We start from the raw sequence: 19,162 nt of genomic DNA on the forward strand, positions 1-19,162 counted from the left end.
GGCTGAGTCGAGTCGGGAGATGCACTCCCTGGGCGCAATTCGTCAGAAAAGATGAGCCATCCTTCGCGAAGTGATGTAAACTATGCTAGGTAAGAGAGCCGCAAGCAGGTGCCAGGCGCCTGGCAGGGAACTACCGTCAGTGGATAGATTGGGGGGGAGGCCAGCTACGGAAGGACGAGGCATGGATTCGCGCCTCATAGACTTCGTGGAAGACGTGGCCCAGACCATTGTGGGGCTGGACGTGGCGCTCTTCTTCCAGGCCAATCCCCGCACTTTCGACACGGCTGCGGGCCTGGCGCTGCGTACGCACCGGGACGTAGGTGAAGTGACCGAAGTGCTCGAGCGCATGGCCCGCCACGGGATCCTCGAAGCCTTCAGCCGCGGCGACGGACGCTATACCTGCTACGCCCTCCCCAAAGACGTCAAGGTGTGGAACCTGCTGTGCCTGCTGTCCGAGGCGTACCTGGACCATTCCGAGAGCCGCAAAGAGATTGTCCGGATCCTCATCCGCCGGCAGCATGAGCGCTCGGGCCAAGCGTCCGCCCAAGACGCAGGAGAGACAACGTGAGGACAAGACAGTACGTTGCCACGGGCGTGCCCGGCCTGGACGAACTGTTCGGCGGCGGTCTCCGCCAGGGCTCGTGTGCGCTGGTGGAGGGCATTCCGGGGGTTGGCAAGACCACCGTCGGGGTGCAGTTCGTCGTGGCCGGTGCTCTCGCCGACGAGCCGGGCATCATCGTCACCTTCGAGCAGGTCCCCGAGCAGCTCTATCGGGATGGGAGCACCTTCGGCTGGGACCTGCACCAACTGGAGGCGGAAGACCGTCTCCGCGTCGTCTGCACCTCCCCGGAAGTCTTCCTGGACCAGCTCAGTGACGTCGGCGGGATGATGGACACCCTCGTCACCGAGATTGGCGCCCGGCGGCTTCTGGTGGACAGCGTGGCGCACCTGGCACATGTCACGGCCCGGGCTGGGCAACTCCGGCCTCTTGTCTACGGCATGCTCAGCGGCATTCGCCGCGCCGGCCTGACCGCCCTCATCACCAAGGAAGTCGAGTCCGCCGTCCCCGACACGATCCCCTTCGAGGAGTACCTCGTAGACGCCGTGGTCCGTCTATCGTACGAGATGAGCGACGCGATGTACCGGCAGCGGTTCATCGAGGTCGTCAAGGCACGCGGCCAGAAGCACTCGGCGGGACGGCACCCGCTGACCATCGGGCACGGCGGCGTGTGCATCTACCCGCGCTACGAGACCGCGGGAGGCCCCGCTCAGATTCCCGCGCCCGCGGCTGCGGCGCGCTGCAGTACCGGCATCACCGCCCTGGACGCCATGCTCTGCGGTGGGCTGTCGCAGGGCTACGCCACCCTCGTGGCGGGCAGCGCGGGCGTGGGCAAGACGTCCCTGGCCTTGCAGTTCATCGCCGCCGGAGCGCGCGCCGGGGAGCCCGGCATCTTCCTCACCTTTGAGGAGGACCTGCCCAAGCTGGGCGACCTGGCCGCCGGCTTCGGCATCGAGCTGGCCGACCTGCAGGCGCAGGGCACCTTCCACCTGATGCGGCGCTCGCCCCTGCACCTGCTGCCCGAGCAGTTGACCCAGGACCTGGTGGCCGAGATCAAGCGTCTGGGGGCGCGCCGCGTCGTCGTGGACAGCCTCACCGACCTGAGCATGAGCGTGACGGACCACCGCCGTCTGCGCGAGGTCGTCTTCGTCCTGAGCGAGGCCCTGCACGAGGCGGGGGTCACCTCCCTGTTCACCACGGAGGTCCCCGAGCTTTTCGGCCAGACGTATGTCAGCTCCGAACACATCTCCATCATCGTGGATGGCATCATCCTGATGAAGTACGTGGAGATGGAGAGCGAGATACAGCGGGCCCTGTCGGTGCTCAAGATGCGCGGCTGCGACCACGACAAGGGCATCTGGCGCTACACGATTGACGGTACCGGCATCCACATCCGCAACCGCTTCGAGGGCGCCAGCGGCGTGCTGGCCGGCAGCCCGGTGCAGACGCCGATCACCCTCTCCGTGCGCAGCTTCACGGAGTTCGACGAGGCGCTCAACGAGGAGCTGATGAGCCGCTTCTCGCAGCTCCATCCCCGGGTCCAGCCTGTGTCGCTCAGCATTCCGTACAACCCGGACGAGGTCTTTGACACGGTGCGGACCGCCAGCCAGGCTTCCGACACCAGCCTGAGCGTCGCCCCGCTGTGCCTGTACTGGATGCGCGACCTGCTGGAGACAGGCCGCTTCATGTCCCTGGACAGCATCGCCAGCCCGGCGGAGCTGAGCATGCACATGCCGCAGTTGCTGGAGCTGGGCCAGGTGGACGGGACGCTCTACGCCATGCCGGCCATGGCTCTGTGCGGCGTGCTGCTATACCGCAAGGACCTGCTGGAGGAGCATGGCTTCACCCAGCCCCCGCACACCTGGGAGGAGCTGATCCACCAGGCCCAGACCGTCCTGACCAACGAGAACAACCCCAACCTCATCGGCCTGCAGTTCCCCGGCTACCGCTACGAGGGCCTCGCCACCTCGTTCCTGCAGAACCTGTGGAGCAACGGCGGGGACGTGCTCGTGGACGGGGAGGTGGCGCTGGCGTCGGAGCAGGCCCGGCAGGCCGCCCAGCACATGCGGGACCTGATCGCCACGCACCAGATCGCCCCCGCGAACGTCACCACGGCCGCGCACGGCATGGAGCCGCAGGCGGACTTCCTGGCCGGGCGCACGCTCTTCCTGATCATGCTGCCAACGGTGGCCCAGGCCTGCCAGCGGGAGAGCTCGCACCTGCGTGGCAAGGTGGGCATTGCTCCGCATCCCATCGGCCCGCTCGGCACCGATTCAGTCACCTTCCTGGGCGGCTGGCACTATGGCATCCCCCGGGGAGCGCGCGCCCCGGAGACCGCCGGCAACTTCATCCGCTTCATGACCAGCTACGAGATCCAGCGCGAGCGTTCGCTGCGGGGCGGGCCGATGCCCACCATCCCCGAGCTGTACACCGACCCGGAGATCGTGGCCTTCAACCCCGACTACCCGCTGCTGGGGCGTCTGCTGAAGACCGCCCGCAACCGCAACGCCGTCCCCCACTACCCCCAGGTCTCCCGCCTCATCCAGGCCCACCTGCACAAGGTGCTGAACGGCGAGGCAGAGACGGAAGCCGCCCTGACCAGTCTGGCCGAGGCGGTCCGCTCCGTGCTCGGGAACCGCTAGACACCTCCCATCCCCTGCGTTGACTCATACACATTGCTGGGCTATAGTATACACACTGGAGGTGACCTATCTTGGCGACCACCACCCGAGTCACAGGCGGGGCGGGACCCCGCGACAAGTCGCCGGAGCGTCCCGATGAGGCCCGTGAGTGCCACCGCTTCAAGCGGACCAACATCGTGCTGGATGATGCGCTGATCGAGGAGGCGCGGCGTCTTACCGGTCTTCAGGCCAAGCGCGAGATCGTGGAGGAGGCTCTCCGAACGCTCGTGCGGGTCCGGGAGCAGCAGCAGGCTCTGGCTCTGTTCGGCAAGCTGCCGTGGGACGGGGACCTGGCGGAGATCCGGCGCGGACGCAACCTCACGGTGGGTGAGTGAGGCCGTGGTCATCACTGACGCCTCGGTCTGGATTGACTTCTTCAATGGGGTGGACAGCCCTCACGTCAACGCGCTCCGTGCCCTGCTGCAGGCCGGGGAGGCGGCACTGGGGGACTTGATCGTCTTCGAGGTGCTGCAGGGCTTCCGCTCTGACCACGGGGTGCGGACAGCACTTGCTCTCTTCCAGAACTGCCACGTCATGCCGATGGTGAGTCCCGACCTGGCCGTTCAGGCCGCCTGTCTCTACCGGTCGCTGCGCCGCAAAGGGATCACGATTCGCGCCGCGAATGATGCGCTCATCGCCGCGGCCGTCATCGCCGGCGACCACATCCTCCTCCACAGTGACCGCGACTTCGACCACTTCGAGCGCCACCTCGGGTTGCAGGTGCTGCACCCGTAGTGACTTCAGACCGCATGGGAGCTATCCACCATGAAAGTCGGCTTCGCCTCCGCAGACATTACCCCTGCCCTGGGCATGGAATGCCCCGGCGGCTTCTCCAAGGCCTATCACCAGAAGATCCACGACCACTGCTACGCCAAGGCCATGGTCATCGAGCACGCGGGGGAGGCCGTGGCCTTCGTGGGGCTCGATACACTGTCGGTGAAGCACTCGCTGGTCGAGACGGCGCGCCAGAGGATCACCGACAAGACCGGCCTGCTCGGGTCGAGCGTCATGGTCGGGGCCTCGCACACGCACGCCAGCGGGCCGATCGTGGGCGAGTTCCCCGGCGCCTTCGGCCATGCCTTCGACCCCGAGTTCTGCGAGGACCTGGCCCAGAACAACTCGACCTCCGCCAATCCCGACTACTGCCGCCACATCTCCCGGCAGATCGCCACCGCCGTCATTGAGGCCTTCAATAGGCGTGAGGAGGCGGGCCTGGCCATCGGGCGCGGCGAGGAGGCCACGGTGGCCTTCAACCGCCGCTTCTGGATGAAAGACGGCACCCAGATGACGCACCCGGGCAAGGGGAACCCCGACATCGTCAAGCCGGCCGGTCCCGCCGACCCCGAGGTGGGCGTGCTCAGCGCCTGGCGGCCCGACGGCAGCTTCCTGGGGTGCCTGGTCAACTTCACCTGCCACGGCACCACCGGCAACGGCGGGACGTCGGCAGACTGGATCCACTGGCTCCGTCACACCATCACCGGCGGCATGGGTGGTGGCGAGGTGGTGTTCCTCAACGGCGCCTGCGGCGATGTGACGCAGGTGAACAACCTGTCCCTCCAGGAGAGCGAGTTCGGGGAGAAGTGGTCGCGGCGCGTGGGGCAGAAGGTCGGGGCCGAGGCGCTCAAGGTGCTGTCTGCAGCCGAGCCGGGCGAGTTGCTGCCCCTGGCGGCCCGGCAGAAGACCGTCAAGATCAGCGCTCGTGAAGTGCCTGAGCAGCGGTTCCAGGAGGCCCTCGAGTTCCTGAAGTCCAGCCCGGCCGAGGGCTGGGACAAGTGGTGGGCGCGCGAGGTGGTCCTGCTGCATGAGGCCAACAAGGTCGAGCCGGTGATCCACGCCGAACTGCAGGCCCTGCAGGTGGGGCCGGCCGTGTTCCTGTCCAACGGCGCCGAGTACTTCTGCCAGCACGGCCTGAACATCAAGCACCGCTCGCCCTTCCCCTACACCTACGTGGTAGAGCTGGCCAACGGCTGCCTGGGCTACGTCCCGACGGCCGAGGCGATGGGCCCGCAGGGCGGTGGCTACGAGCCGCGCATGGCGATGAGCAGCCGCCTGGTGCCGGAAGCCGGGCAGATGATTGAGGACGGGTCCGTGGAGCTGGCCAACGCGCTCACCCCGGGGGCAGCCCCCCAGCCGCCGCAGATCGCGCAGGCCGCCAAGGCGTGGGATGCGGGGTCGTCCAAGGCCAAGGATGTGTGAGCCAGCCGCTTGACTTATGTTCGCTTTATGCGTATATTTGTTCGCATGGAGCGCACACTATCATCGGCCATGGCAGACGCTCTGTTCCCCGCGGTTCGCCAGGGGGTGCTGTCTGCACTGCTCACCCAGCCCACGCGTGAGCTGCACCTCCGGGAGATTGCGCGGCGGGCGGGGCTGGCGCCGGCGACGGTTCAGCGAGAGGTCGTGGCCCTAACACGGGCCGGGATCCTGGCGCGGCGCACCGCCGGCCGGCAGGTCTTCTACCGGGCCAATCCGCAATGTCCCATCGTGCCCGAGCTTCAGGGCCTGATGCTCAAGACCGTTGGGCTGGCGAGCGTGCTGGCGGAGGCGCTCGCCCCGTTGGGAGAGCGGGTGCAGTATGCCGCTGTCTTCGGCTCGACTGCCGCGGGCACGGCCCTGGCAGACAGCGACGTGGACTTGCTCGTGGTCGGGGATGTGACGCTGATCGAGTTGGTCAGCCACCTGCGAGAGGCACGCGAGAGACTCGGGCGCGAGATCAACATCGTGAGCATGAGCAGAACGTCGTTGGCGGCCGCGGTCCGCGACGGGGAAGCCTTCATCACCAACGTCCTGAACGGGCCGCACATCGCGCTCAAGGGGGAATGGGATGAACTTGGACGACTTGCTGGCTCAGCAGCGACTGCAGCCGTACCGAGTGTCAGTGGAGGAGATGGCTGACCTCTGGGCCGTTGTGGATGGCAGCATAGATGATGCCCTGGTGGACCGTATCTCGGTGGACCTGCGCTTCTCGGCAGCCTACGACGCCGCCCTCACCCTCGCCAACCTTGCGCTGCGGTGCGCAGGCTACCGTACGCGCGGCGTAGCGCACCATGCGACAGCCTTTGAGACGCTGCCCATGGTCATGGGAGAGGGTGTACGCGGGCAGGCCAACCTGTTTGAGGCCTGCCGCGTCAAGCGCAATGTCGGTCACTACCGGCGGCGCGGCGGGGTCACGCCCCAGGAACTGGCGGAGCTGATCGAGACGGTGCAGCAGTTCCGGAACAGTGTGCGCGAGTGGATGGGGCAGCACTACCCCCAGTACGTGCCCGGAGCAGAGAGCGAGTGACCCCGGGCGGGATGCCCGTCGCGTAGAGCGCGACACCCCGCCCTGTCTGTACTTGCGGTGCGGGGCGCACCCCTATTCCTTCTCGTACGGTACCCTCGACAGATCCAGCTTCACGAACCCCAGCTTCAGCGCCGGGGAGTCGGGCTTCAGGTCGTAGTTGTCGTGCGCCGAGTCCACGAACAGCGGGTCGGCGAAGACCGAGTGCGTGTCCAGCCCCAGACCGGTCCAGGCCTCCCACGTCGGCTTCCCCAGCGGCGGCTTGTTGCCGCTCACATCCCAGAAGAGGTTGAAGTCCGACTGCCCTACATGGTCCTTCGGGTTTGTGATGGAGTTCGACAGCACCGGCTCCCCGTCGCAGACGAAGATGTTGTAGGCGAACGAGATGTTGCTGGACCTGGGCAGCGACACCTGGTAGCTGTCGCCGTTCACGGCGATGTTGTTCTCGAACTTGATGTCATGGGCCATGTGGACGTGGAAGCTGCCCAGGCAGCGGTAGACGAGGTTGCCGGTTACGGTCAGGAAGCAGCTCTGCTCGTCGGGGTAGATGCCCCAGCCCATGCCCGTCAGGCCGTGGATGTCGTGGCAAACGTTGCCACGCACGACGCAGCCGTCGAGCTTGTTGCCCAGGTAGATGGCCGCCCCGTCGTTGAGCGCGGTCATCACCCGGTAGATGTGGTTGTTCTCGATCAGACCGTTGTTGGGTGCGCCCTTCTTCTCGCAACTGAAGCAGATGCCGCTGTAGCCCACGTCGTGGATCAGGTTGCGGCATAGCCGCGCGTTGGCGACATTGCCCACCCGCAGGGCGATGGCGCCGGGATAGATCAGCCCGATGTGCTGCAGGTGGTTGTCCTCGATGGCCAGGTTGTCCCCCACGCCGGGCTCGGCCGTGCCACCCGCGACAATGCCCGAGGCGCCCACATAGCCGATGCCGCACTGGGACACGCGGTTGCCGCTCCCGCCGCTGAGCTTGATGGCGTTGCCGCCCAGGAAGCGGAAGGCCAAGTGGTCCAGACTGCAGTCCTGGCCGTTGCTGACGGTCATGGCCGTCTCGCTGATGCCGGCCGCCCCGAAGCCGGGGGACTTCCACGACACGTTGGTGTCCACCAGTGCCAGGCCGGTGAGGCGCACATGCCGCACGGGCTGGTCCGGCTTCCCCTCGATCTTCACCAACTCGCTCCATCTGGGCGCGACGGCCACGGAGCGGGCCATGTCCTCCCCCGGCAGCGGCCAGTACACGACCTGCCCGTTCTCCCGGTCCAGGTACCACAGCCCGGGCGTGTGCATGCCCTCGGCGATGTTCTCGACCCGGTAGCGGTGGATGCCGAAGGCCCCGGCCGGATAGCCCAGGGGCGGCGTGAGGGTCAGCGTGTGGGTCACGGGGTCGTTGGCTTCCACGCGGGCGTGGGACATGTCCCAGGAGTGGTAGATGACCAACTCGGCGTTCGCCTGCGACAGCCAGGAGCCGAGGTCCTCGGGTTTGTAGACCATCGTCCGCTTCAGCTCGACAGGCACCGTCCCGAAGCCGCCCCCGGTGGTGCTGCGCCAGGGCTCCTTGTACTCGCTGAGGTGCTCGAAGAAACCCGTGCGGGGCAGGTATGCCCGCTGGCGCCACTTGCCGTTGATCGTGAGCGAGCGGAAGTCCCACTTGCCCTCCTTGACCTCGGGCAGGTCTGCAGCCCAGAGCCGCCCTTCCTCCAGGGGATGCCAGCCGCGAATGGGCCGGCCGCCGCCCAGGATCGTGCTGCCCATCGAGTTGCCCTGCAAGGTCACGTAGCTGTCCTCGGGCCCCAGCACCAGCGGCGCTTCCATGGGGAGGTACCCGGCGGGCATGCTGATGATGACCTCGCGCTCGGGGTTCTTCTTGTGCTCCTCGCGCGCCCGCTCCAGGGCCGCGGCGACGGTCTTGAAGCGGTTCTGCGTGGAGACCTCCAGCCGCAAGGGGCCAGCCGTAGCCTGTGCAGCCATGATGAGCACCACCGCAATGGAGTAGACAGTCTGTTTCATCCACCGAACCTGCCAGGAGAGAGTGTCGCGTCGGGTGAGCAGCCACGCACTGCTGCGGCTGCTACACACCATAGAACATCAGATACGCCTGATTGATTCCCCAGTTGAGCCCCAGGGACTTCATGTAGTTGAGCTTGGCCTCGGCGGCGGCCTTGGCCGCGGCGGTGAGTGCCGCCTTGTCCCCCTGCCCCGCCTTCAGCGCCTCCTGCGTCAGCACTACGTCGCGGTTGACCCGGGCATAGTCCACCCCGATGCGCAGGAACTCCACCCGCTGCTTGATCTTCTCGTCCGCGCCGGCAAGCTGCTTCGCCTCGTCGAGGGTGCCGTTCAGCTCCGCCAGGAAGGCATCGCTGAACTGTGACGCCAGGAGCCCCTGGTTGACCCGGTAGCCCTCGTACTGATTGCTCGCCGCGAGCTTGTCGCACACCTTCTCGACGGCGTCGAGGTACTGCCGCACCGGCCGGGCCGCCGGGCCCCAGCCGGCCTGGCAGTAGTCGTCAATGATGTCGTCCACGCTGCGCGACGGGTCCCAGATCAGCCGGGCGGTGATGTAGTAGTCAATCCCATTGAGCGCCCAGTGGTTGAAGCAGGTGTCGAAGTCCGTCACCTTCATGCCATTCTGGGCGCACAGCTTCAGGTCCGCGCCCAGGCGATGCGGGTAGAAGACCGGGAAGCCCATGCCGGTCATGAACAGGTTGGGGCGCAGGAACAGCCCGCCGGGCGCGGCCTTGGCCCACGCCAGCCAGGCCTCCTGCGACTCCTGTCGCGCCGCGTCGCTCAGGTACGTGAAACCCACGTAGCCGATGAAGACGTTCGGGTGCAGCGCCACGTGCAGGGGCGGGGTGCGATAGGCCGAGTAGGCATAGGCGCCCAACTTGCGGTCCGGCAACTCCTTGGACACGATCTCCGCCACGGCGTTGTAGAACTTGACGTAGCGGTCGGTGAGGGAGACGTGCCGGTTGTCCCCGCCGATGCGCATGTCCAGCACCGGGCCGTCCTTGGCGTCCCATGCCTCGCAGGCGGGACAGGTGCAGAAGTACTGCGGCCCGCCGTCATTCGGCGAGATCGAGGCACAGTACAGGGCCGGATTGGCCTTCAGCTTGGCGATGGCGTCAGCGGCCACTTGCTGCTGCAGGCCGGGGTTCGAGACGCACAGCCGGGCGCGCTCGGGCGACTTGGCTCCCTGGTCGCGGCTACCGTTGGGCTGCTGGGCGAACCAGTCGGGATGGTCCTTGCCGAACCGCTCCCAGTAGTCGCCGAAGGCGTGGCCGTAGCTCATCTCCCCCTGCTTGCCGTCACGATTGTTGACCCACCAGTCATAGCCCGACTGCAGGAAGGCCTCGTACTGCTCCCGGGTGAGGCCCAGCTTCTCGAGGCCGGGCTGCTGACGCACGTTCCACTTCAGGGAGCGGATGTGGCGCTGGATGACGGGCGGGGTGAAGCGGTAGTCGAGATCAGCATGCACGGTGACGGTTTTCCGCTGGGGGATGACCTCGCCCAACTCCCCGGGCCACAGCCAGCGGCAGCCGAGGCGCTCGAGCAGCTCCAGGGCGGCCCACAGCGTGCCCTGCAGGCCGAAGCCCGTGGCGCTCCAGTCACAGCCCATCAGCGTCAGCACGCCGTCGCCGGCCTTCAGCCGCAGTTCTTCAGGCGCCATAACCGGCGGGAAGCCGTTGGGCTTGCCGTTGACAGCGCCCGAGATGATCTTGACGGCCAGCAGACCCGCCGGTACCGGTGCGGGGTCCTGAACGATGGGCAGCCTGGCCCCGCTCATCTTCTCCAGCACGGTCTGCAGCTTCGCCGCGGCCAGTTGCGCCGCGTCGGAGGGCTTGGACTGGAGCACAATGGCGGCCGCCGGGTGGCCGTCCCTGACGAGGGTCAGGTCGGCACAGGCGACGCCACTGACGAGCAGCAGAACCAGAATGTAGCCCAGACTCCGCATGTCACACCTACCATGTCGAGTGGCGTGTTGCCCCGCCCCATCCCGCCCTACGCGCAGTCCCCCTCCCACACGCCCAGTGCCGGCGTCTCGCCGGCCCAGGCACCCGTCTGCCCGCATCCTTCGCGCTTTGGCTCCGCTCGCGCACAGGCCCTCGCGTCCCCCCAATCCCCCATTCTCGCCAATCCCCTCCCCCACGCCCAGTGCCGGCGTCTCGCCGGCCCAGGCCCGCGTCTGCCCCCAATCACTCGCTCTTCGTCCCCTCCGTGTGCAGTCCCCTCCTCCGCCCAGTGCCGGCGTCTCGCCGGCCCAGGCGCCCCTACGGCACTCCCGACCCTCGCCCCCAGTAGGGCCACTCTTCAGGCTTCCGCGTCAGCCCGCGCGCAACCGGGTTGAGGAAGATATACCGCGCCCGATCCTCATGCTCCCGCCGGCTCCGGATGATCTCCCTATGCGTGCCGTTCTCCCACAGTTCCCCCGTACGCCCCAGCCGCTTGTTGATCTCGTGCGCCGTCCAGCTCTTCAGACTATGATGCAGCTTGCTCAGCGGGAAGCCGGGCAGCGGCTTGAAGATGAAGTGGAGATGGTCGGGCATCACGGTGTAGTCAAACAGCAGGTAGCGCTCTCCATCGAAGTGCCGTAGCGCCCCGACGATAGTGTCACCGACTGGCCTGACGGTCAGGTCGGTCCCGCGCCGGTTCAGCAGCGCCATAGTCACAAAGTAGGTAGCGCCCTCCTCCTCGACGGCCGAGGGACGCCCGCGCAATCTCGCGGACGGGTTGTCGGTAGGCGTAGGTCATCCCCCCTCGGCGACGTGAGCGACGGGAGCGGCCTGGGCCGGCGAGACGCCGGCACTGGACGGAGCGGCAATGTGACAGCACCAGGCACAGCATCGGGAACGCCAGCGCGCGGTCCTGTCGAGTGCCTCCGACAGAGGGCGCAGGCGGGAAGCGACGCCCATCCCCGACCCGACGGGCTACCCGGGCCGGCGAGACGCCGGCACTGGACGGAGCAATCGGATGCCCGCACTGGGCGGAAAAACGAGACGCCGGCACTGGACGAGGCAATGGCCAGAGCCCACGGGCTTGCGCCCGTGGCTACTATCGTTCGGCCCCTTCGGGGCGAACGGCATGGCTCGTTCCCGGTTCCCGATTCCCGAGTCCCGATTCCCGCCTGCCTCACCAGCACGTATACCCGCCGTCAATGACGAGGTCATGCCCCGTGGTGTAGCTGGCTGCGTCGGAGGCCAGGTAGACGACCGCACCGACGAGTTCCTCCGGGTCGGCCATGCGGCCCATCGGGATGTAGGGCATCCAGCCGTCAAAGTACTGCGGGAACTGCTTGGTCAGCTCGCTTAGTGTGTAGCCGGGGCTGATGCTGTTGACGCGGACGTTGTGCTGGGCCCACTCGACGGCGAGGCTGCGGGTCAGGTGCATGACCCCGGCCTTCGAGGTGTTGTAGCCGATCTGGCATTGGGGGCGGTTGGCGATGCTTCCCGACATCGAGGCGACGTTGACGATTGAGCCGGACTTCTGGGCGATCATGATGCGCCCGGCGGCCTGGCAGGTCAGGAACATGCCCTTGAGGTTGATGTCCACGACCTTGTCCCACTCCTCCTCGGTCATGTCCTCCGCCTCGTGCCAGATGCAGATGCCGGCGCTGTTGACCGCTACGTCGAGCCGGCCGAACTCGGCTTTGACCCGGTCGTAGGCCGCCGTGACGCTCGCGGCGTTCGTGACGTCGCACACGACGCCGATGGTGCCCTTGCCCATCTCCTCCGCCGACTGGGCGACACGGTCCTCGAGGATGTCCAGCAGGGCGATCTTGCAGCCCATCTCCTGCAGGGCGTCGGCGCAAGCGCGGCCGATACCCCGAGCGCCGCCAGTGACGGCCGCGACGCGGTTGGTCAGCTCAAACTTCTGTCTTACGGACATGTGCCATGTCCTCCTTCGACGATTCCGCACAGCTCTGTGGTATTCGCCAGGCCCCGCCGACGGACCTTGCACACGGCGGGTGCCACTGCCAGCCCTGCTGGCAGTGCAGCGACCAGCGCTACACGGCCAGGGGGCCTGGCCGTGGCACGCCCCCGGCGTTAGCCCGGCGGCGGGAGCTTCCGCAGCGTTACCATCGGCGCCACCACGTCCGCCAGCCCTACACCCCCGAAGCACAGGTACAGCCACTCGTCGTGGCGCAGGTCTGTGCGCCCGATGAGCCGGTACATCGAGAGTGGCGACTCCGGCGCGCACATGGCGCTGACGGCCTTCGCCATCTGCGTCAGCACGCGGGGATCTCGGCCCAAACGCTCGTAGCAGTAGGCCAGGACATGCAGGTTGAGCGCACTCCGGCCGCCGGACCCGATCCACCAGGGGTTCTCCTGGCCGGCCAGCTTGTCCACGAAGCGCTCGCGCAGGTTGGCGGCGTACTGCGCGCGGACGGTGTCGTCAGGGGCCAGGTAGTGGGCCAGCATGTTGCTCTGGGCGGTCGTGCCGCTGAGCGTGGGCACACGGGGCATGAGCCACGCCCCGTCGACGATGGCGGCTTGCATGTCCTCGGGCTTGCCGGTCAGGACGGCGTGGAGCAACGCGGCGCCGAGGGTGCAGCCGATGGTGTAGGTGTTCTGCTCGGGGGCCAGGACGCGCGTGGGCTCCTGCAGCGGCACGCGTGGTTGCTGCCCGTAGTTCGTCAGGCACCAGCCCACGCCGATGCCGCCGGTCGGGACGCGGAAGCTCTCGCGATAGGCCATGTAGGCGTCGAGGCTGCGCATGATCCCCGCGCGGTCGGTGGGTCCGGCATACGGCGCGACCTGTGCGAGCCCGAGGGCAATCTCCCCGCCGTCGGCCACATAGCACTCCTCGCCCCGCCTGGTGATGCCGTAGCCCATGCGGTAGCCGCCGTCCGGGCGCTGCTCGGCGATCATCACGCGGGTCCAGTGCAGGGCCGTGTCCAGGTAGCGGCGGTCGGCGAAGATCTCGTAGCCAGCCAGCAGCGTCCACACGGCGCGGCTGTCAATGAAGTAGATGCCGCTGAACTTGCCGTCATCGGCCCCGGACGTGACGAAGAAGTCGCACAGGTCGCGGAGCGTCTGGCGGACATTCACGCGCCAGGCGGTGCGGTCGAGAGCTTCGTCGCCCTGCATGAGCTCGGCGCTGAGCCTGAAGTTGCGCCAGTCACCCAGCGGCAGGGCCGCGCCAACGGCGCCAGCCTCGGCGACCGGCAGCACCCGCGGGAGAGCCGCGCCGTCTACCGACATGCGCACCTGCAGTCCCGCACCCGGAGCGCGGGGCAGCACGGGTGGGGTGGCGCTCACCTGTCCCCCCTCTGCGGCGGAGGCGACGGGGTTGGCGTCAGTGAGGACCGCCCCGGACTGCATGAGCCGCAGCGCCCGCTGCAGCAGCGGGGCCAGGGGCGGCTTCGCCACGTCCAGTCCGGTCAGGCCCAGCGCGATCTGCACGCTCGTGCGCCCGCCGGCGGCCCTGGCCAGCGTAAGGGCCCCCACGACACGCGCGCGTCCGTCCGGCCCGGTGCCCTGCAACAAGGGCAGGAAGCGCCGCGTGCGCTTCGCGCCGGGGAACAGGCCGGTGCTGTCCCACGTGGGGGCATTGCTGATCTCATGGGCCGTCAGCGCCCCGGACGGGAAGCTCAGGCCCTCCGTCAGTGGATGGCTGCCCACCGGGCGCAGCTTCGTGAGAGCGAGCAGAGGCCCACCCGTGAACGGCTGGGGCCACGTGGCCGTCGGCACGGGGGCAATGGCCTCGCCCAGGAGTTGCTCGACCAGCGTCCGCCCCGGCAGCGGCACGCCGGCGGCGAGGGCTGCTTCGGAGGAGACGTTGGCCTGAGCGAAGCGCAGGTTCCTGATCTCGAAGCGGTGCTCTCCGGGTGGCACGAGGCCCTTGAAGAGGCCGAAGTAGAGCCTCTGCAGGCGCTCGGGATGCAGGAAGTCCCCGGCCTGCCCGCGCGCGGGGGTGGCGTACGAGCAGAAGCTCGCCAGGTGTATGCGCACTTCGCGCCATTCCGGCGTGAGCGAGACGATCTGCTTCCAGCGCGAGCCGTCGCCTTCCTGGCCTTCCAGGCACAGCAGGCTCGTGTCGCGGTCGCCGCGGGCCTCGAAAACCAGGCCGGCGGCCTGCGGCGTCAGGGTTGGCGGCTTGAAGCCGGCGTACTGGAAGGCGTTCTCGGGGCGCGTCCGGAAGACGAACGGCTGCGCGGTGGTGCCGGTGCCAGCCACTGACAGGGCCTCGGAGCCGTCGTGGTGCCCCAGGTCCCAGTCCACACGCCCCTGCACGTTGCCAGCCACCGCGTCGAAGTCGTCCAGCAGGGCGTAGCCCGCCCCCGCCGGGAACAGCAGCCGCCCGAAGACATCGCCCTCCGTCAGCACGAGCCCCCCGCCGCCCTGCACGAACTTGCCGAGCGCGCCGGACGCTGCCGCCGGGAAGACGTGGTACGGGATGACGAGGCACTGCAGCCGCGTCGGATCGAGGCGGGCGGCGTTGCTGAGGTCGGCCGTGGTCAGCGGCTCGACCTGGCAGCCGCAGCCCTCGATGAGCGCCGCCAGGGCGTCGGTGGGCGTGCTGCCGTGTCTGGCCAGTGCGGGATCGCTCCACAGCCCCACCGTCGGCGCCGGCGCGGCGAGGGCCAGTGCGGGCAGCAGTAGCAGTGCAGGGATGAGCAGGGCCGGTCGGACGGGCATTGTTGCCTCCTCGCTTTCGTACCTCCTGAGTTCCCCCCGGCGGCGCCATGGGCCTCCCGCGCCGGGAGGAGAACCGCGTTCTGGCGGCCAACTGCCCTGCCACACTTGCCGCACAGGAGCCAGTACCGTGACTGTCCGCGCCGCCGTCATCCCCGCCCCCGGTTCTCCCGTTGAGGTCCGCAGCTTCCCTGAGCCCGTGCTGGAGCCCGGAGCGGCCCTGCTGCGGACACGCTACTCGGAGGTCTGCGGCACCGACGTGCACCTGCAGCACGGGCGGCTGGCCGGTGTCCCCTATCCCCTGATCCCCGGCCACATCAATGTCGGCACGCTGGAGCGGCTCAACGGGTCGGTCTGCGATGCCTTTAGCGCGGAGCTGGCCGAGGGTGACCTGGTCACCTTCCTCGATGTCCACGAGACCTGCCACAACTGCTGGTACTGCCTAGTGGCCAAGGCCAGCACGCGCTGCCCGCAGCGCAAGGTGTACGGCATCACCTACGGGGCCGAGGAGGGGCTGCTGGGCGGCTGGAGCGAACTCATCCTGCTCAAGCCGGGGGTCAAGATCATGCGGCTGCCGGAGGGCCTGCCGGCGGAGCTGGCCATCGCGGGCGGCTGCGCCCTGCCGACGGCGTTCCATGCTGTCGAGCGTGGGCAAGTCGGGCTCGGCGACCATGTGCTGGTGCAGGGCACCGGGCCGGTGGGGCTGATGGCTGGCGCGCTGGCGCGGCTCTCGGGTGCGCAGCAGGTCATCGCCATCGGCGCCCCGGACCTGCGGCTGGACATGGCCCGGCGCCTGGGAGCGGACCACGTGCTCAATCTGCAGACCACGACGCCGGCGGAGCGGCGCGAGGCCGTGCTGGCGCTGACTGGCGGCCGCGGGGCCGATGTGACCATCGAAGCCTCCGGCAATCCCCAGGCCGTCCCCGAGGGCATGAGGCTGACCCGTGATGCCGGGGTGTACGTCGTCGTCGGCCAGTACACCGACGCCGGCCCCGTGGAGTTCAACCCGCACCTGGACCTGAACCGCAAGCACCTCGACGTGCGGGCGACGTGGGGCATTGACTTCTCACACCTGTACAAGGCCCTCCACAGCATGGCGCGCTTCCGCGACGACTTGCCGTGGGGTGCGGTCATCAGCGCGTACTACGGCCTGGAGGACGCCAACGAGGCCCTGCGAGCCGTGGCGGCCGGTGAGGTCGTCAAGGCCGTCATGTGCCCGAACGGGCGGCCACAGTGACGCGGGGCGATCATCTGGGAGCGGCGGAACCGGAACGTCAGTGCGTAGCGGGGGCGTTCGGCCCGACCGACGCGACGCCACAGCATGGGAATTGAGAGCCCCGGCCGTTCCTGTTTGCGTTGCCGCTGCATCTATGGCATTGGGACAAGGTGCAGATGGCACTCACACACACAGACATATGCAGCCTCGCCCAGCGTGCCCGCGGCGGTGACACGCAAGCCTTCGATGCTCTGGCGCGGCACACGCGCCCCCTGCTCGTGCGGCTGGGGGGCCAGTGGCTGCGCGAACCCCACCTGGCCGAGGAACTGGCGCAAGAAACGCTGCTGCGAGCCTACCAGCGGCTCGGATCCCTACGCGAGCCGGCGGCGTTTGTGGGATGGCTGACGGCCATCGCGCGTAACTGGGCGCTCCAGCGGCTGCGGTCGGCGAGTGCCACCGAAGAGGTCCCCCTGTCGCCTGACGAGCCCTGCCCGATCCCCGACCCCGGCGGCGACATCGCCCTGCACACAGACTTGCTGACTGCTCTGTCACGCCTGCCCGAACAACAACGCGCCGTCGCCCGGCTGTGTCTCTTGGAGCAGCGGTCGGTGGCGGAAGTCGCCGCCATGCTGGGCGCACCGCCTGAGGTCGTCAAGGGGCGGCTACAGCGGGCTCGCGCCACACTACGGAAGGAGTTGCGTCATCTCATGCCGACTTCCAGCAAAGAGCGTCCCCCCCTGGTTCTGGTCGTGGACGACGAGACGCACATCGCACGCCTCATCCAGGTGAGCCTGGAGACCATCGGCTACCGTGTGAGCGTGGCTCACGATGGCGAGGCCGCGCTGGCGCTCGCCCAACGGCAGACGCCGGCACTGGTTATCCTCGACCTGCTCATGCCCCGGATGGACGGCTGGACGGTGCTGCGGCATCTGCGCTCGGAGCGCAAGACGCTGCTCACGCCGGTCCTCGTGGTCAGCGCCCTGCCGCCGGACGAGCCGCGCAACGCCCTCTGCCACGAGCTGGCCGATGCGTACTGGCAGAAGCCGTTCAGCCCGCTCGTGCTGCAGGCCTGGGTGGACCGGCGCCTGGGGCGCATCGCTCCGAAGGCCGCACGGCAGTTGGCCCAGTGGCGTCAGCTCCGCTTCGGCGGGGCCGCCACACCGGCGGAGGTCGTGCCGCACCTGGCTGCCGATGAGTACGCACTGGTGCGCGTGGAGGCGCGTGTCCTCCTGGCGGAGATGGGGAGTGAGGCCACTCCGGCGCTAGCGGCGGCGCTGCATCACGCCGATGAGGGCGTCTGGTCTGCGTCCGCCCTCATCCTGGCCCAGAGGGACGAGCCCGCGGCAGTCGAGGCGCTGACGCCATTGCTGCAGCATGACGACCAGCAGCGCCGCTGGGAGGCCCTGGCGGCCATCGGGCAGATGCGGAACGAGGCGGCGTTGCTGGCACTGGCAGACGAGGCGCGGCCGGTCTTCGAGCAAGTAGTGGCCGCGCTGGACGATCCCACGGAGTCCATCCGGGCCACGGCCCAGGCTGTGCTTCGGAGGGTCAAGACGCCGGAGGCAGCGGTACTGCTGCGCGACCACAGCGGCGGGAGACAACTGCGCGTCCGGAAGATGGACGAGGAGGGGTCGGTCAGCGTGACGAGAGTCAGCTCTGCTCCGCGCGGTGCACAGGACCCAGGCCGTCATGCGCCGTAGAGGAGTTGCACGGTCTCTTGCGCCTGTGGGTAGCACGTCATCCGGTCGCGTGGGCTATGTGACCTGCGCGATCACCCGTCGCAGGTCGGCCTCGATGCGGTCGAAGTGTGCGGCCTCGAAGAGGCTGCCGTAGTCGGCCAGCACGAAGGTCTCTACGCCGGCCTCCGCGGCCACGGGGAGGGCGTCGAGGATGCGGTCGCGGGGGCTCGGGCTGGCGGCGATCCACAGGAGGTGCCGCTTGCCATAGCGCTCGACGACCTTGCCGCCCTCCATCTGCAGCTCCCGCACGGCCTGGTGCATCGGCACGTCGTTGTGCTGCCAGGGGACGAAAAGCGACAGCACATCGCACGCCGAACAGGCCGCCAGGGCCGGCCAGTTACCCGTGCCGCCGGGGACCTGCGTGCCGGGCATCACCGGGGCCGGCATGATGAGCGATTGCAGCCGCTGGTCTACCGACTGCACCGCCGCCGCCGCCGCGAGCAGGAACATCACCAGGGAGCGCTCGCGGAAGTCCGCGACCTTCTCGTTGAAGTCCCGCGGCATGTCGAAGCCGAACGAGGCCTGGAAGAGGCGCTGGCAGTACTCACAGCGGCAGGCCCAGTTGCTGCGGGAATGGTGGAACGAGGGCTCATCCCACAGGAAGCCCTCCACCTCCAGCATCCACGCGAGCGTGCGCATGTTGGAGGAGAACCATTCGAGGAAGTACGGGTCGTTCGGGCAGGCTTTGGGGACGCGGCGACCACGGCTGTCTACTTGCAGGGACTGGGGATGGGTCTCGACGTAGAGGCTCGGGACCGCGGGATCGGGATCGAGGACCTTGCCGAAGCCCCAGGGGACGGCGAAGCTCGCCATCCCGCGGGAGCGAGCCCGGCGGACGAAGGTCGCGATCTCCTCGGCCCGCCAGTGCACGTCGTCCTCATAGCACCCGATGAACAGGGGGCCGAAGCCGAAGTCGGCCAGCCGGACCGGGTCTACCCGGGCCAGCTCCTGCGTGCCGCCTGCCAGACAGATACCCACTCGCATGGCGTCTGTCTCCGCGAAGTCAGAGGTCTAGACCGCGACTGTCGAGCCAGCCCCGCCGCCATTCGCCGGCTGC

The 19,162-nt window shown here is 68.3% G+C and carries 15 protein-coding genes; 9 read left to right on the forward strand and 6 right to left on the reverse strand.

Going from position 1 to position 19,162, the window contains the following annotated elements; genetic code table 11:
- Nucleotides 1–181 precede the first annotated feature (181 nt).
- The 7 genes from LLH23_21245 to LLH23_21275 all read left to right on the forward strand — a co-directional run bounded on the left by LLH23_21245 (nucleotide 182) and on the right by LLH23_21275 (nucleotide 6,523).
- Nucleotides 182–568 carry a hypothetical protein gene (locus LLH23_21245; GenBank protein ID MCE5240996.1) on the forward strand — a complete coding sequence of 129 codons (387 nt, stop codon included), beginning with the start codon at nucleotides 182–184 and terminating at the stop codon, nucleotides 566–568.
- Nucleotides 565–3,201, forward strand: a complete 2,637-nt coding sequence (locus tag LLH23_21250) for an extracellular solute-binding protein (protein ID MCE5240997.1) — start codon at nucleotides 565–567, stop codon at nucleotides 3,199–3,201. Before LLH23_21245 ends, LLH23_21250 begins: the two co-directional genes overlap by 4 nt.
- 173 nt (nucleotides 3,202–3,374) lie before the next feature.
- A complete protein-coding gene (locus LLH23_21255; GenBank protein ID MCE5240998.1) occupies nucleotides 3,375–3,575 on the forward strand; it encodes a type II toxin-antitoxin system VapB family antitoxin in 201 nt (66 codons plus the stop codon).
- Between the two features lie 4 nt (nucleotides 3,576–3,579).
- Nucleotides 3,580–3,975, forward strand: coding sequence for a PIN domain-containing protein (locus LLH23_21260; GenBank protein MCE5240999.1), 396 nt, complete (start codon nucleotides 3,580–3,582; stop codon nucleotides 3,973–3,975).
- 30 nt (nucleotides 3,976–4,005) lie between these two features.
- Nucleotides 4,006–5,436: a hypothetical protein gene (locus LLH23_21265; protein MCE5241000.1), complete on the forward strand. Its 1,431-nt coding sequence runs from the start codon at nucleotides 4,006–4,008 to the stop codon at nucleotides 5,434–5,436.
- A 69-nt stretch (nucleotides 5,437–5,505) separates the two neighbouring features.
- On the forward strand, nucleotides 5,506–6,135 hold the full coding sequence (locus LLH23_21270) for a nucleotidyltransferase domain-containing protein (protein MCE5241001.1): 630 nt from the start codon (nucleotides 5,506–5,508) through the stop codon (nucleotides 6,133–6,135).
- On the forward strand, nucleotides 6,128–6,523 hold the full coding sequence (locus LLH23_21275; protein MCE5241002.1) for a hypothetical protein: 396 nt from the start codon (nucleotides 6,128–6,130) through the stop codon (nucleotides 6,521–6,523). The genes LLH23_21270 and LLH23_21275 overlap by 8 nt, the downstream gene beginning before the upstream one ends.
- Nucleotides 6,524–6,595: 72 nt before the next feature.
- Here the strand turns inward: LLH23_21275 and LLH23_21280 are convergent, their stop codons facing one another.
- From LLH23_21280 to LLH23_21300, 5 genes are all read right to left on the reverse strand, one after another.
- Complete coding sequence (locus LLH23_21280) at nucleotides 6,596–8,527, reverse strand: right-handed parallel beta-helix repeat-containing protein (protein ID MCE5241003.1); 1,932 nt, start codon at nucleotides 8,525–8,527, stop codon at nucleotides 6,596–6,598.
- A 61-nt stretch (nucleotides 8,528–8,588) separates the two neighbouring features.
- Nucleotides 8,589–10,469 (reverse strand): DUF4838 domain-containing protein, encoded by a 1,881-nt coding sequence (locus tag LLH23_21285; GenBank protein MCE5241004.1) that lies wholly within the window; start codon nucleotides 10,467–10,469, stop codon nucleotides 8,589–8,591.
- Nucleotides 10,470–10,785: 316 nt separating this feature from the next.
- A complete protein-coding gene (locus LLH23_21290) occupies nucleotides 10,786–11,178 on the reverse strand; it encodes a transposase (GenBank protein MCE5241005.1) in 393 nt (130 codons plus the stop codon).
- A gap of 466 nt (nucleotides 11,179–11,644) precedes the next feature.
- Nucleotides 11,645–12,400, reverse strand: a complete 756-nt coding sequence (locus tag LLH23_21295) for an SDR family oxidoreductase (protein MCE5241006.1) — start codon at nucleotides 12,398–12,400, stop codon at nucleotides 11,645–11,647.
- Nucleotides 12,401–12,558: 158 nt separating this feature from the next.
- A complete protein-coding gene (locus tag LLH23_21300; protein ID MCE5241007.1) occupies nucleotides 12,559–15,153 on the reverse strand; it encodes a hypothetical protein in 2,595 nt (864 codons plus the stop codon).
- 127 nt (nucleotides 15,154–15,280) lie between these two features.
- Between LLH23_21300 and LLH23_21305 the strand changes: the two genes are divergently transcribed.
- Both LLH23_21305 and LLH23_21310 read left to right on the forward strand, forming a co-directional pair.
- Complete coding sequence (locus LLH23_21305) at nucleotides 15,281–16,387, forward strand: zinc-binding dehydrogenase (GenBank protein MCE5241008.1); 1,107 nt, start codon at nucleotides 15,281–15,283, stop codon at nucleotides 16,385–16,387.
- A gap of 155 nt (nucleotides 16,388–16,542) precedes the next feature.
- The gene (locus tag LLH23_21310) at nucleotides 16,543–18,066 is read left to right on the forward strand and encodes a sigma-70 family RNA polymerase sigma factor (GenBank protein ID MCE5241009.1); all 1,524 of its coding nucleotides are present in this window, start codon (nucleotides 16,543–16,545) and stop codon (nucleotides 18,064–18,066) included.
- Between the two features lie 54 nt (nucleotides 18,067–18,120).
- Here the strand turns inward: LLH23_21310 and LLH23_21315 are convergent, their stop codons facing one another.
- The gene (locus tag LLH23_21315; GenBank protein ID MCE5241010.1) at nucleotides 18,121–19,089 is read right to left on the reverse strand and encodes a hypothetical protein; all 969 of its coding nucleotides are present in this window, start codon (nucleotides 19,087–19,089) and stop codon (nucleotides 18,121–18,123) included.
- Nucleotides 19,090–19,162: the final 73 nt, after the last annotated feature.

Source organism: bacterium (assembly GCA_021372615.1).
GTDB lineage: Bacteria > Armatimonadota > Zipacnadia > Zipacnadales > UBA11051 > JAJFUB01.